Here is a 14774-nt window from a genome sequence, read left to right as displayed (position 1 = left end):
CCGTCCACGTCCCGGTCAACGTGTGCGGCAACACGGTCAACGTGATCGCCCTGCTCAACCCGGCGTTCGGCAACACCTGCGCCAACGTCTCGGACGCCGGGCGGGCGGACCGGGTCAGCGGGCCACGGCGGCGCAGTAGGCCCGGTCGGTGGCGAGGAGACGGCGGTGCGTGTCCTCGGCGGTGACCACACCGTCGTCCAGCACGAGGACGCGGTCGGCCGCGTCCAGCAGCGCGGGGCTGCTGGTGATCACGACGGTGGTGCGGTCCTCGCGCAGCTTCGCGAGGTTGCGTGCGATCAGCTGCTCGGTGACCGCGTCGACCGCGGTCGTCGGGTCGTGCAGGACCAGGATGTCGGAGTCGACCGCGAGGGCGCGGGCCAGCGACAGCCGCTGGCGCTGCCCGCCGGAGAGGTTCGCGCCGCGGTCGCGGACACCGTGGTCGAGCCCCTCGCGGTGCAGGGCGACGACATCGGTCAGGAGTGACGCCTCCACGGCCTCGGGGATCATCCGGCTGGTGCCGGACGGATCGATGTTCGTCCGGAGACTGCCCTCGAAGATCTCCCCGTCGTACGGGTTGACGAGGAGGTGCTCGCGGAGGGCCTCGACGGACAGCTCCGCGACGTCCCGCCCGCCGACCCGCACCGCTCCGTCGTACGCGCGGGGAGGGACGTGCACGCCGAGGACCGCGGCGAGGTCCGCGCCGGCGCGCGGCTGGTAGGCGGCGACGGCCACGAACTCGCCCGCGCGGACCGTGAACCGGACGTCGCGCAGGGCCCCGTGGCGGACACCGTCGATCTCCAGGTCCCCGCCGGGTGCCGGACGGTCGCGGCCCGGCTCCGCCTGCGGGGGCGCGTCGAGCACGAGCGCCATCCGGTCGGCCGAGGCCCGCGCCATCATCACGTACTTGGGCATCTCGGAGAACATCTTCAGCGGTTCCATGATGAACTGCGCCAGCCCGACGGCCATGACGAGCTCTCCGACCGTGATCCGGCCCTCGAAGGCCAGCCAGCCCGCGGTCAGGGTCACGGCGGCGGCGAGCACCGCGTTGAGGGCCAGGGCGGTGCCCGCGTAGACACCGTTCACCCGGGCGACGGTGACCGCCTGGTGCTTGGCCTCGGCGCTGACCTTGCGGTAGGACAGGAACGCCGCGTGGTTGCCGCCGAAGCCGTGGAGCGGGCGCAGTCCGGTGATCAGGTCGGCGACCTTGGCCCCCGCCCGCGCCACCCGGGCCTGCTGTTCGCGCGTGCTGGAGCCGATCCGCCCGGACATCACGCTGAGGACGGACAGGATGCCGACGGTGCCCACGATCACCAGCAGTCCGAGCCGCAGGTCGGCCAGGCCGAGCGCGACGGAGGCGACCACCACCGCGACCAGCGAACTGATCAGCAGCGGGACCACCTCGACGATGTCGGCGGTCTGGTCGGCGTCCTCGGTGGCGATGGTCAGGATCTCGCCGGACTTCAGATCGACGTCCCTGGCCACCGGCTGGAGCCCGCAGGCCGCGACCTTGACGCGCCAGCGGTGCGCCTCGGTCGTGTTGGCCTTCTGCAGGACACGCATACCGAACCGCCACGACAGCGAGACGGTCGTGATGATCACGGCCAGGGCCGCGACCGACAGGCCGAGGGAGCCCGGGCTGCGGTCCTGCAGGGTGTGTTCGACGATCAGGCCGAGCGCGATCGGGAAGGCGGTCTCGCCCGCCTGGTAGAGGCCCATGAGGACGGTGCCCCGCGCCACCGCCCCGGCGTTGCGGCGCAGGGCGGTGCGGAGGATGCCGGCGCCGGGGCGGTGCCGCTGCACGTCAGGAGTGGTCATCAAGGTGGCGGGCAATCGCTTCCGGGGTTCGAAGGGTGAGCAGATCTCGGATGGTGACCACAGGACCGTACTCCCGGCGGAGCAGCCCGGTCAGCCGTACGGCCAGCATGGAGTGGCCGCCGAGGGAGACGAAGTCGCTGACCGCGCTGACCTCGTCGTCGTCCAGGTCCAGTGCCTCGGCGAAGAACGCGCAGACCACCGTCTCCGTGCCGGTTCGCGGGCCGCGTTCGCCCGCCGTGGTCAGCACGCCGAGGGGCCGGGCCTCGGGCAGCGCCCCGGTGTCGGTCTTCCCGTTCACGGTGAGCGGGATGGCGTCGACCCGGGCGTAGTGCGTCGGGCGCAGGAAGTCCGGCAGCGCGGCGCCGGCCTCGGTGGCGACCGTCGCCAGGTCGGAGCCGTTGAGCACGAGGTAGGCGGCCAGCCGGTAGGAGCCGTCGGCCTGGGGGTCGGGCTGCGCGACCGCGGCGACGGACCGGACCGCCGGGTGGGCGGCGAACGCGGCCTCGACCTCGCCCGGTTCGACCCGGTGGCCCCGGATCTTGACCTGCTGGTCGGTGCGGCCGAGGTAGGTCAGGTTCCCGTCGGGCCGCCGGGACACCAGGTCGCCGGTGCGGTACATGCGCGCACCGGGCTCGCCGAACGGGCACGCCACGAACCGGTCGGCGGTCCGGGCCGGCTCGCCGAGGTAGCCGCGTGCGATGCCGACGCCCGAGACGTACAGCTCGCCGGGGACGCCGTCGGGCAGGGGCCGCAGCCACGGGTCGAGGACGTAGACCTCGGTGTTGTCGATCGCGACGCCCACCACCGGGTCCTCGCACTCGAAGGTGCCGACGCCGAGGGTGTTGATGGTGTACTCGGTCGGTCCGTAGAGGTTGTAGCCCGCCGTCCCCTCGGTCTCCGCGAGCCGTCGCCAGAGCGCCGGGGTGACCGCCTCGCCGCCGAGCAGGACCAGGGCGGGCCGGCGGGCGGGGTCGTCGAGGAGGCCTTCGGAGACCAGTTGCTGGGCGTAGGTGGGGGTCACGTTGACGACGTCGACGGCGTGCTCGGCGCAGTACGCGACCAGCCGGGGTGCGTCGCGGCGCAGTTCCTCGTCGCAGATGTGCACCTCGTGGCCGTCGGCGAGCCACAGCAGCTCCTCCCACGACATGTCGAACGCGAACGACACGGTGTGCGCGATCCGGAAGGTCCGGTGCCCGTGCTCCGCGAGCACCGGCTCGAAGATGCGGCGCTGGTGGTTGATCAGCATGTTGGTGAGGCCGGCGTACTCGGTGACGACGCCCTTGGGCTTCCCGGTCGATCCCGAGGTGTAGATGGTGTAGGCGGGGTGCCGCAGCCGGTCCGGGGAGTCCGGTGCGAAGGTGACGTACGGATCGGCCTCGGGCAGCGGCCGGTCGAGTTCGATGAGGTCGCCGGTCAGCCGGTGCGACACCGGGCTGACCGTGAGGATCACGTCCGGGCGCGCCGCGTCGACGATCGCCGCGATCCGCTCGTCCGGGTGGTCGAGCTCCAGGGGGACGTAGGCGGCACCGGTGCGCAGCACGGCGAACAGGGCCACGATCGAGTCGAGGGAGCGCGGGAGGGCCAGGCCCACCGTCGTCTCCGGTCCGATGCCCCGCCGGACGAGGACACCGGCCACCGCGCGGCTGCGGTCCCGCAGCTGGGCGAAGGTCAGGGTGGCGCCGTGGGCGACGAGGGCGGTCCGCTGCGGGTCCCGGTCGGCCGCACGGTCGAAGCGGTCGACCACGGTGTCCGTACCGATGTCCGTGCGCTCCGGGGGTCCGGGCTCGGGGCCGAGGCCGTTCAGCGCGCCGACCGGGCCGGTGGCACGGGCCAGTTCGTCGAGCACGCGCAGGTAGTCGTCGAGGAGGCGGCGCGCCTTGCCGGGGTCGCCGTCGCGGTGCTCCAGCTTGACGGTGAGCCGCTCGCCGGGCGTGACGACCCAGGTGAACGGGTAGTGCGTCGAGTCGTCGGCCTCCACCGAGGTGATCCCGTGCCGGGCGTTCATCTCGGCGAAGGCGTCCAGGTCCAGGAAGTTCTGGAGCACGAAGAGGCTGTCGAACAGGTTGCCGTGTCCGGCGGCGCGCTGGATCTCACCGAGACCCAGGTGTTCGTGCTCCATCGCCTCGACCCGGGAGGCCTGGACGGACGCGAGGTACTCCCGGACCGTGTCGCCGGGCCGTGGCCGCGTCCACATCGGGACGGTGTTGAGCAGCACACCGACGATGCCGGACAGGCCCTCGCCCTCGCGTCCGGAGACGGTCACGCCGAACACGGCGTCGCCGCGGCCGGTGTGCGCGCCCAGCAGGAGGCCGAACGCGCCGGTCAGCACCGTGTTCAGGGTGACCCCGTGGTTCCTGGCCGCCGCCCGGAGGAGGTCCGACCGCTCGGCGGACAGCGTGTGCACGAGGGCGTCCGGCAGCGCGTCGGTGAGGGACGGATCCGGTCCCGCGAGGAGGGTCGGGCCGGTCAGCCCGGCCAGGTGCTCCGCCCAGAAGCGCTCCGGGACCGCCGGGTCCCGGGCGTCCAGGGCCCGGGCGTGGTCCTCGAAGCCCGGTGACACCGGCGCCGCGTCGAGCGCCTCGCCCGCCAGGACGGCACGGTAGGCGTCGAACAGGTCGCGCAGCAGGATCTCCCGGGACCAGCCGTCCCACAGCAGGAGGTGGTAGCTCAGCAGCAGGGCGTCCGGTGCGTCGGGGCGCCGCACGACGGTCATCCGGACCAGCGGCGGCTCGGCCGGGTCGAATCCGGTGTCGCGGTCCCGTGCGCGCAGGGCGTCGACGTCGGCCTCGGTCTCCAACCGGACGGTACGGACGCCGACGCGGCGGCCCGCCGCGAGGAGCTGGACCGGGTTCCCGTGGTCGTCGGTGCCGAAGCCGGCGCCGACGACCGGGTGCCGTGCGATGACGTGCGCCATCGCCTCGCCCAGCGCGTCGGTGTCCAGCGGCCGGTCGAAGGTGAAGTAGCTCTGGGCGACGTAGTGTCCGGCCGGGCCGGCCATCTGCGCCTGGAAGAACAGACCGCGCTGGAGCGGGGTGACCGGCGCGGTGCGCTCGGCCGTGGCGGAGACCTCGGCCAGGTGGTGCAGGGCGTCGCGCCAGTGCCCGGTGATCGCGTCGGGGACGCCGTCGGCGAGGGAGAGCACCGCGTGCAGGCTTCCGGTGGTCTCGTCGGTCCAGGCGTTGACCTCGACGGCGTACGGGCTGTCGGCACGGTCCGGCCCGGTGAGGCGCGGCGCCCCGGACTCGCGGCCCCGGCCGAGGTAGTTGAACAGCACCTGCGGACGGGCCGTCAGCAGGGGTGCGGTCTGCGGGTTGAGGTAGCGGAGCAGGCCGTAGTCGACGTGCCCGCACGCGTCGGGCTGAAGCTCGGCGACCTCGCGCGCCGCCGCCACCGGGTCGGTGTGCGGGGTGAGCCGCAGGGGGGCGATGGAGGTGAACCAGCCGACGGTGCGCGCGTAGTCGTGGTGGTCCAGCGCCGGGACCCGGCCGTGCCGTTCCAGCTCGACGGCGAGGTCGGTGGGCGAGGTCTGGACGCGGGTCAGCGCGGTCCGCAGCGCGCCGCAGAGCAGTTCGGTGGTGCCGATGCCGAGTGCGGCGGGGGCGGTGCGGGTCAGCCGGTCGCTCACCTCGGGCGGGAGCACGAGGACGGTCTCCCGGACGCCGCCGACTTCGGGCAGCAGCGCGGGGGCCCGCAGGACGTCCGCCCAGTGCCCCGCTCCGCCGGGGATGTGGCCGGCGCGGGTGTTCAGCGCCTCGGCGTACGCGGCGTAGGGCGTGGTCGGGGGCGGCAGGGGCGCTCCGCGCAGTGCGGTGTCCAGGTCGTCGAGGAGGATCAGCCAGGACACCGCGTCGACCGCGAGGTGGTGGACGGTGACCACCAGGGTGCGGCTCGGCTCCAGCCACGAGAACGCGATGACGTGGCCGGCCTCCGGGTCGAGGCGGCCCGCCGCGTCGTTCGCCGCGGCCGTCGCGTCGGCGGCGTCCGTCCGGTCGACGGTGACCGTGCGGACGGGCTCGGTGCGCAGGGACCACACCCCGTGGTCCACGCGGAGCCGCAGCCGCAGCACCGGGTGCGCGGCGACGACCGCCTCCGCCGCGCGGACGGCGTCCGCGAATCCGGTGCCCGCCGGCAGCTCCACGGTCCGGGCCTGGGCGAACCCGGCCAGTGAGCCGCCCAGTTCGCGCTGGCGCAGGATGATGGGCGTGGGGGTCAGCGGCCCGTCCGCGCGGAGGGCCGGGGCGGGCGCGGCCGTCTGTGGTGCGCGTGAGCCCAGCTGCTCGGCGAGCGCGCGCGGTGTCTTGAAGAGGAACACGTCCCGGGGTGCGATCGTCAGACCGCGTGCCCTGGCCCGGTTGATCACGGTGATGGCGACGATGCTGTCGCCGCCCGCCGCGAAGAAGTCGGTGTCGGCGTCGACGCCCGAGGAGCCGGGCAGCGCCGCGGCGAAGATCTCGACGAGCAGGGCGAGGGCGGGGCCGCTGGGCCCGGCCGCCGCGTCCTCCCGGGCGTCCTCGTGTGTGTCCTCCCGCGCGGCACGCGCGGTCAGCGCCGCGCGGTCCAGCTTTCCGTTGACCGTCAGCGGCAGGGCCTCGGACTCGATGGTCCGGCCCGGCACCATGTGCGCGGGCAGCTTCGCGGAGAGACGGTCCGTGAGGTCGTCGGGCACCCGGCCCACGACGTGGGCGACCAGGTGGTCGCCGCCGTCGGCCACCGTGACGGCCGCGTCGGTGACCCCGTCGAGCTCCCTGATCGCGGACTCCACCTCGCCGAGCTCGATGCGGAAGCCCTTGAGCTGGACCTGGTCGTCGGCGCGGCCGGCGAACTCCAGCTCCCCGTCGAGCGTACGGCGCGCGAGGTCACCGGTGTGGTACATCCGGGAGCCGTCGCCCGCGAAGGGGTTCGCGACGAAACGGCCGGAGGTGAGCCCGGGCCGGCCCAGATAGCCGAGGGAGACCTGGTCGCCGGCGACGTAGATGGCGCCCGTCCGTCCCGGGGGCACCGGGCGCAGCCGGTCGTCCAGCACGTACGTGGTGAGGCCGGGCACCGGGCCGCCGATGGGGCTGACGTCCCCCGCGAAGTCCTCGTCGGCGAGCACCCGGTGGGTGACGTGCACGGTGGTCTCCGTGATGCCGTACATGTTGACCAGCTCGGGCCTGACGGTGCCGTGCCGCCCGGTCCAGCCGCGCAGCCGGGCGAGGTCGAGTGCCTCGCCCCCGAAGATGATCCGGCGCAGTGCGGTGGCGGGCTCCCCCGCGTGCAGGTCGGCCTCGGCGAACCGGTAGAAGGCCGAGGGGGTCTGGTTGAGCACGGTCACCCCGCGCTCGCGGACCATCCGGTGGAAGTCGACCGGGGAGCGGGTCAGCGCGTGGTCCGGGACCAGCAGTTCACCACCGTGCACGAGCGCGCCCCACAGCTCCCAGACCGCGAAGTCGAAGGAGTAGGAGTGGAACTGGACCCATACGTCGTGCGGGCCGAAGCCCATGTCGGGCCGTGTGCGGGTGAGCAGCGACACCACGCTGGAGTGCGGGACGACGACGCCCTTGGGCCTGCCGGTCGACCCGGAGGTGTAGATGACGTACGCGGGGTCGTGCCGGCCGGCCCGTGCCCGTCGCACGTCCGCGGCGTCACGCTCCTCCCGGGGGAGCTCATCGCCGAGCACCAGCAGGCGGGCCGGGGGAGCCGATCCGCGGTCCAGCAGCGCACCGAACCGCTCCCGCTGGTCGCGGCCGACGAGGACCGCCTGCGGCGCGGAGTCGGTGAGGACGTGGTCCAGCCGTTCGTCCGGGTACGCCAGGTCCAGGGGTACGTACGCCCCTCCCGCGCAGACGATCGCCACCAGGGCGACGACCTGCTCCACGGACCGCGGGAGGGCGACGGCGACCCGGCTGCCCGGTCCGATCCCGGCAGCCCGCAGCGAGGAGGCCAGTGCGTCCTTCTCGGCCCTCATTTCGCCGTAGGTCAGCGACCGGGTCGTGCCGTCGAGGGCGCAGGAGGTGACGGCGGTGGCCGCGGGGTCGCGGTCGGCCGCGGCGTCGAACAGGTCGCCCAGGGTCGTCGGGGCGATCGGCTCGGGGCGCCGGGTGCCGTCCGCCGCCAGGTCGTCGACCAGGCCGTCCGGACGTTCGAGCAGGGCGGTGAGGGTCCGGGTGAACGTGTCGAGGAGGGCGCGGGCGCTCGTCCCGCGCAGCAGTTCCGTGTCGTGGATGAGATTGAAGCGCGGGCGGCCGTCGGCCGTGCGCTCCACGACCAGGGTCAACGGGTAGTGCGGGGCGCCCTCGTTCACGATGCCGGTGACGGCGATCTCGTCGCCGGGCCGCCGCAGGGCCGCCACGTCGGTCGCCACGTCGAAGACGACCAGGGTGTCGAACAGGGATCCGCCGCCGGCCTGGCGGGCGATCCGCGCCAGGGAGACGTGCTGGTGCGCCAGGACCGCGCTCTGGTGCTCCCGTACCGAGCCGAAGAGATCGCGCGCCCGGGTGTCCGGGGTCCAACGGGCCCGCAGCGGGATGGTGTTGATGAACAGGCCCACCATGTCCTCGATGCCGGGCAGCTCCGCGTCGCGGCCGGAGACGGTGGAGCCGAACACCACGTCCCGGCCCTGCAGGACGCCTCCCAGCGTCACGGCCCAGGCACTGTGCACCGCCACGCTCAGCGGGACGCCGGCGGCGCGGGCGGCCTCGTCGACGTCCTGCTCCGGTTCCGTCGCGACGTCGTCGAAGCGGTCCGACGGCGTGTGGCCGTCGGCGACCAGCGAGGGGCCGATCAGGTCCGCGAGCTCCGCGCGCCAGATCCGGTCGCTCTCGTCGTCGTCGAGGCCGGCGAGCCGGCGCACGTGGTCGGGGAATCCGCCGAGCGGGTAGCGGCCGCCCGGTGTGTGGTACTCGGCCAGCAGGGCGCGGAGCATCGGCGGCACCGACCAGCCGTCGGCGATGATGTGGTGCACGGTCTGGACCAGTACGTCCCCTTCGGGGCCCCCGCGGATCAGTGTGTACCGCGTCAGCGGACCGGTGGCCAGGTCGAATCCGGCGCGCCGGTCCCGTTCGGCGTGCTCGCGGATCTCCGCTGCGGTGATCCCGGGGCGTTCCAGCACGGTGAAGGGTGCCTCCACCCCGCTCTCCAGGACGGAGACCACCCGGCCGTCGGCGAGGGCCACGAAGCGTGCGGCCAGGTTCGGGTAGAGGGTGAGCAGCCGGGTCGCCGCCGCCGCGAGCCGGTCGGCGTCCACCTCGCCCTCCAGGGTGAGGAGCTGCTGCTCGACGTAGCTGCCCGCCGAGTCGTCGTCGAACACGGAGTGGAAGTAGAGGCCTTCCTGGAGCGGGGTCAGCGGCAGGATGTCCAGCAGCGCGGGTCCGTCCAGGGCGTCGACGTCCTCCTGGACGAGCGGGACCAGCGGGAAGTCGCCGGGCGAGTGGCCTCCCCCGTCGAGGGCGGCCAGTCCGTGGAGCGCCTCGGCCAGATGGGCGCAGAGGGCCGTGATGTCCTCGTCGGTGAACATCCCGTCGGGCCAGGAGACGGTGGTGACGAGCTCGTACGCGCCGTCCGGGGCCGGTTCGGCGATCGCGTTGAACTCCAGGGCGCGCGGCAGGCGCATCCGGGGGTCGCGCTTCTCGCCCAGCTGTCCGGTGGTCCCGGCGGGCTGCCAGTCCCCTCCCGTGCCCGAGTCGAAGCGGCCCAGGTAGTTGAACAGCACCTGGGGGGCGGGGGTGTCGAGCCCGGCGGCGGTGAGGTGGCGCAGGACTCCGTAGGGCAGGCCGTTGCCCGGGACCCGGGCGAGGTCGTCCTTGACCGCCTTCAGCGCGGCGGACAGGTGGGCGGGCGCGGTGGGGTCGGCGGCCGGGCCGGGGTCCACGACCACGGGAAACAGTGTGGTGAACCAGCCGACCGTCCGGGAGAGGTCCGGCTCGAAACCGGCGGAGTCCGACACGAACCGCGCCTCGCGGCCGTGTCCTTCGAGCTCGATGTGTGCGAACGTCTGGTCCTGCCCGAGGTCGCGGCGCCGGCGGGCCAGGGCGACGGCGAGTCCGGTCAGCAGCACGTCGTTGACGCCCGCGTGGAACCGCGCGGGCACCTCGCCGAGCAGCGCGGCGGTGGCCTCGGCGCCGATCGTGACGGTCCTGGTGCGTTCCCGGGCGACGGTGTCGGCCTCGCACAGCTCACGCCTGCCCACGGGCAGGTCCGCTCCGGGCAGGGGGCGCTCGTGAGCGGCGCGGTGGGCTTCGAACGCCGCGCCCTCCAGCAGCTGTGTCCAGCGGCGGAAGGAGGTGCCCACGGCAGGGAGTTCGACGGGCCGGCCCGCGCTGAACAGCTGCCAGGCGGTGGCCAGGTCGTCCATGAGGATCCGCCAGGACACCCCGTCGACGACGACGTGGTGGACGACCACGACGAGTTCCCGTGCCGCGCGGCGCCACACGGCGCGCAGCATGACGCCGTTGTCGGGGTCGAGCTCCCCGGTGGCGAGCGCCACGCACGCCTCCCGCGGGAGCGTGCTCTCCTGCCACGCCGCGGCGGTGCCGTCCGCCTCCGGGATGTCGAAGCTCCAGCGGTCGCCGCGGACGAGCCGGGCGCGGAGCATGTCGTGCCGTGCGGTGACCGCACCGAGGAGCGCGTCGAGGGCGTCGCCGGTCAGCTCCGCCGGGGTGTTCAGGACGACGGACTGCACGAAGCCGTCGACGGCGTCCGTGGTCGCGCCGAGCCACTGCACGACGGGCGGTCCCACCACGGGCCCGGTCGCCACGTCGTCGTCCTCCTCGGTGGAGACGTCCTCCCGGGACACGACGGCGGCGAGCGCGCCCACGACGCTGTGCGTGAAGATCTGCCGTGCCGTGACGTGGAGCCCCTGCGCGCGCAGGGCGCTGAGCAGCGAGATGGCCAGGATGCTGTCCCCGCCGAGCCGGAAGAAGTCCTGGTCGACCCCGACCTCGTCGAGTCGCAGGACGCTCGCGACCGCGGCGCACACCGCGCGCTCCTCCTCGGTGGAGGGCGGGACGAGCGGGCCGGTCCCGACGCGGGGCTCCGGCAGCGCCGTCCGGTCGATCTTGCCGTTCGCGGTGAGCGGGAACTCCGTCAGCACGACGATGTGGGTGGGCACCATGTAGTCGACCATGTGCTCGGCGGCCCAGGCCGCGACCTCGTCGCCGCGCAGCCCCTCGCTGCCGGTGGCGGGGATGACGTAGCCCACCAGATAGGTGCCGCCCGCCGTGTTCTTCTTCGCCACGACGCAGGTGTGCCGCACGGACGGGTGTGCGCCGAGGCCCACCTCGACGTCCTCGGTCTCCAGCCGCATCCCGCGGATCTTGATCTGGTTGTCGGCGCGGCCCAGGAAGTCCAGCGATCCGTCCGGGGCGAAGCGCGCGAGGTCGCCGGTGCGGTACAGCCGCGACCCGTCCGCCGCGAAGGGGTTGGCGACGAACCGGGAGGCCGTCAGGCCGGGCGCGTTGACGTATCCGCGGCCCAGCAGGAAGCCGCCCGCGTAGAGCTCGCCGCCGACCCCGACGGGGACCGGGCGCAGTTCGTCGTCGAGGACGTACAGCTGGGTGTTGGGGTTGGCCCGGCCGATCGAGGTCGACAGGCGTTCCGCCGCGCCCCGGTAGACGACGTGCGAGACGCCGATGGTCGTCTCGGCCGGGCCGTAGCCGTGGTACATCGGGATGTCGAGGCGGGTGCGGAAGCGTTCGTAGAGTTCGGGGGTCAGGACCTCGCCGCCGCACCACACGTGCCGCAGGCTGTCGAGCCGTCCGGAGTCGCCGGCCATCTCCAGCAGGACGTCCAGCATGGACGACACGAGGTAGGTGAAGGTGACGCGCTGTTCGGACAGCACGCTCAGCAGGTGCTGGGGATCGCGTTCACCGCCGGGGCGCAGCACGACGAGCCGGCCGCCGCACACGAGCGGCAGGAAGATCTCGTTGAGGGAGATGTCGAAGGACAGCGGGGCCTTGAAGAGGGACGCGTCGTCGTGGCCGAAGCCGAGGATCTCCTGCGACTGCCAGAGCAGCCGTTCGCTGATGGCCTCGTGCCGGATCATGGCGCCCTTGGGGCGGCCGGTCGAGCCGGAGGTGAAGATCACGTACGCGAGGGCGGCTCCCGGGACGGTGATGCCGGGGGGAACCGACGGGCGGGCGTGGTAACGCCAGTCGCCGAGGTCGACGGCCACGGACTCCGGTTCGCCGTCCCGGGGCTCGCCGGTGGCGTCGAGCTGGAGGACGACGCGGGCGTCCGCGACGACGACGGCCCGGCGCTCGGCGGGCCAGGCCGGGTCCAGCGGTACGAACGCGCAGCCGGCCTGCAGCACCCCGAGCAGCCCGATCACCATGTCGGCGGAGCGGCCCAGCGAGATCCCGACGACCTGTTCGGCGGTGAGCCCGCGCTCGACGAGGTGGTGGGCCAGCTGCGCGGAGCGCGCGGCCGCCTCCCGGTACGTCAGCGAGCGGTGCTCGTCGACGATCGCGACGGCGTCCGGCCTGGTCCGCGCCTGCTCCTGGAACATCTCGACGACGGTCGGCCGGATACGGTCGGCCCCGGTGTCGTTCCACCTGTTCAGGGCGTCCAGCCTGGCCGCCGCGTCCACCGGGCCGATGGTGCCGAGCGGCCGGTCCGGGAAGTCCGCCAGGTCGTCCAGCGCGAGCTGCGCGCCGGCCGGCAGAACCCCGTCGGCCCGGTGGATGCTCCGGTCGTCCGGACCGACCTCCCAACCGGCGGGCGCGGTGCCGCCGTCGGCGACCCACCGCAGCACGTCGGCGAACAGGGTCGCGGGGGTGAGGTCGATGCCTTCCGGGCCGAGGCCCGTCGCCCAGTACGACAGCCCGATGGCGCAGGCCTCGGTGATCGTACGGTCCGAGTAGTCCCCGGCGCGCCTGCGTACGTCGTCCAGACTCGCGGCGGAAAGCAGCACGGAGCGGGCAGTGGGGTCCGTCATCGGAGACTCATCGTCCTTCCAACGTGGGCGAGCGGGGCTGATCCCGGCTCAGCGGTTGTCTGGGGGGCGTGCGTTCGGATCGGGCCGGTCCGGGGCGCGGGGGCGGGTGCCGCCGCGCACCCGGCAGGGGCCGGTGCGGTCCGCTCCCGCCGGGGCGGGGACGGGAGGGAGGCGCGCCGCGGGCCGGCGGCGCCACCGCGGGGAGCGGTGCCGGGGCACGCCGCCGCGGCGTGGCGGGGAGTGCCGGAGCTAGCTGCCCTCGCGCCAGGCGCGCCAGAGCCGGGCGTACCGGCCGCCCAGGGCGACCAGTTCCTCGTGGGTGCCCTGCTCCACGACGCGTCCCGCGTCCAGCACGGCGATGCGGTCCGCGGCCATCGCCTGGGTGAGCCGGTGTGCCACGAAGAGGGTGGTCCGGCCGGCACACGCGGCCTGCACGGATCTCTCCAGTTCGGCGGCGCCCTCGCTGCCGGCCTCCGCGGTCGACTCGTCGAGCACCACCACGCCCGCCCGGTTGAGCACCAGCCGGGCGAGGGCGATCTGGGCGGTCTTCGTGACGTCCAGGCGTTCGCCGCCTTCCCCGACCGCGGTGTCCAGCCCGTCGGGGAGCGCGCCGGCCCAGGCACCGGCGCCGACGGTCCGCAGTGCGTCGGTGAGTTCGGCGTCCGTCGCCCGGGGCGCGGACAGCCGCAGGTCGTCGGCGAGCGGACCGGAGAACACGTGCGTCTCCTGCGTCAGGATGCTCACCAGCGCCCGCGCGCCCGCCTCGTCCAGGCCGGCGAGGTCGTGCGGCCCGATCCGTACCGCCCCCGCTTGCGGGGTCCCGATGCCCGCGATCAGGGCGGCCAGCGTCGACTTGCCGGCACCGGTCGCGCCCACCAGGGCGAGCGAGCCACCGGCCGGGATGGTCAGGCTGACGTCGCGCAGGACCGGTTCGTCGGAGCCGGGGTAGGCGAAGGTCAGTCCCTCCACCGTCACCGGGTGCGGGACGGGTCCCCCGGCCGGTGCGGGTGCGTCGCCCACCAGCCGCTCCTCCGAGGGCTCCCCCAGCACCCCGACCAGCCGGGTGAGGCTCGCGCCGGACTTCTGCGCCTCGTCGAAGGTGAACATGATGGCGCCCAGCGGGGTGAAGAGCCGGTGGAACATCAGGGGCGCCGCCGAGACGTCGCCCAAAGTAGCGGATCCGGTCTCCAGCAGGACGTAGCCCACCACCAGGATGAGGACCAGACCGATGAACTCGGCGCGGTTCTCGCGGCCGACGAAGCGGCCGAAGATCCGGAAGACCTGGATGCCGAGCTCGCGCACCCGCCAGGACCGGTCGGTGACCTGCTCGCGGAAGGCGCCCTCCAGCCGGTAGGCGCGGACGGTGTCGATCCCGTCGAGGCCGCTGATCAGGGCCTGCGCGCGGCCGGCCTGGGCCTTCCGCTGCTGCTGGTAGAGCGGCGCGGACCGGGGCAGGTACCAGCGCAGGGCCAGCGCGTACGCGGGCAGTGCGCCGGCGCCCGCGAGTCCGAGCCGCCAGTCGAGTCCGAACATGCCGACCGTGGCGATGGCGACCAGCACGCCCGCCGAGAACACCGTGGGGACGGCGGTGCGGATGCCCCTGGAGAGCACGGCGACGTCGTCGCCGACCCGGGACAGCACGTCGCCGCGGCCCACCTGTTCGATCCGTGCGCTGGGCATCCCGAGCACCGCGCGGACCGCGGCCTCCCGCAGGTGTGCGAGGAGGTCCGCGCCGAGCCGTCCGATCAGGTAGGTCGAGACCGCGGTGACCGCCGCGCCGAGCAGGGCCGCGGCCACCATGAGGGTCCCGGTGGTGACCAGGACCGAGCGCCCGTCGCCCCCGACCACGCCGTCGACCACCCGGCCGAGCAGGAGCACCGGCAGCACCTGGAGCGCCGCCCCCGCCACCGTGGTGAGCACGGTGGCGGCCGTCAGCCACGGCACCTCGCGGCAGCGCGCGGCGACCCAGCGGGTGGACTCGCCCCCGGCCGCCGTGCGCAGGGTGGCGGGGGCGACGCGGATGTCGGTGCTGCTCACTCGGGGACCC

Annotated in this window: 3 protein-coding genes and 1 pseudogene; 1 reads left to right on the top strand and 3 read right to left on the bottom strand. The window is 74.1% G+C overall.

Going from position 1 to position 14774, the window contains the following annotated elements:
- A pseudogene (locus ABZ172_RS23220) lies at positions 1-101 on the top strand (chaplin); the annotation flags it as partial.
- 13 nt (positions 102-114) lie between these two features.
- Here ABZ172_RS23220 and ABZ172_RS23215 read toward each other — a convergent pair.
- The 3 genes from ABZ172_RS23215 to ABZ172_RS23205 all read right to left on the bottom strand — a co-directional run bounded on the left by ABZ172_RS23215 (position 115) and on the right by ABZ172_RS23205 (position 14764).
- Positions 115-1815 (bottom strand): ABC transporter ATP-binding protein, encoded by a 1701-nt coding sequence (locus ABZ172_RS23215; protein WP_356885958.1) that lies wholly within the window; start codon positions 1813-1815, stop codon positions 115-117.
- Positions 1802-12727, bottom strand: coding sequence for an amino acid adenylation domain-containing protein (locus ABZ172_RS23210; protein ID WP_356885956.1), 10926 nt, complete (start codon positions 12725-12727; stop codon positions 1802-1804). The genes ABZ172_RS23215 and ABZ172_RS23210 overlap by 14 nt, the downstream gene beginning before the upstream one ends.
- 249 nt (positions 12728-12976) lie before the next feature.
- Positions 12977-14764 carry an ABC transporter ATP-binding protein gene (locus ABZ172_RS23205; RefSeq protein ID WP_356885954.1) on the bottom strand — a complete coding sequence of 596 codons (1788 nt, stop codon included), beginning with the start codon at positions 14762-14764 and terminating at the stop codon, positions 12977-12979.
- Positions 14765-14774 lie beyond the last annotated feature (10 nt).

This window comes from Streptomyces sp. NPDC006296, from assembly GCF_040613235.1.
In the GTDB taxonomy this organism is placed as follows: domain Bacteria; phylum Actinomycetota; class Actinomycetes; order Streptomycetales; family Streptomycetaceae; genus Streptomyces.
This window is presented reverse-complemented; position numbering and strand designations above follow the sequence as displayed.

Bases quoted from the DNA above. Each gene is read 5' to 3' on its own strand.
- ABZ172_RS23215 (WP_356885958.1), bottom strand. From the start codon at position 1,815: ATGACCACTCCTGACGTGCAGCGGCACCGCCCCGGCGCCGGCATCCTC.
- ABZ172_RS23210 (WP_356885956.1), bottom strand. From the start codon at position 12,727: ATGACGGACCCCACTGCCCGCTCCGTGCTGCTTTCCGCCGCGAGTCTG.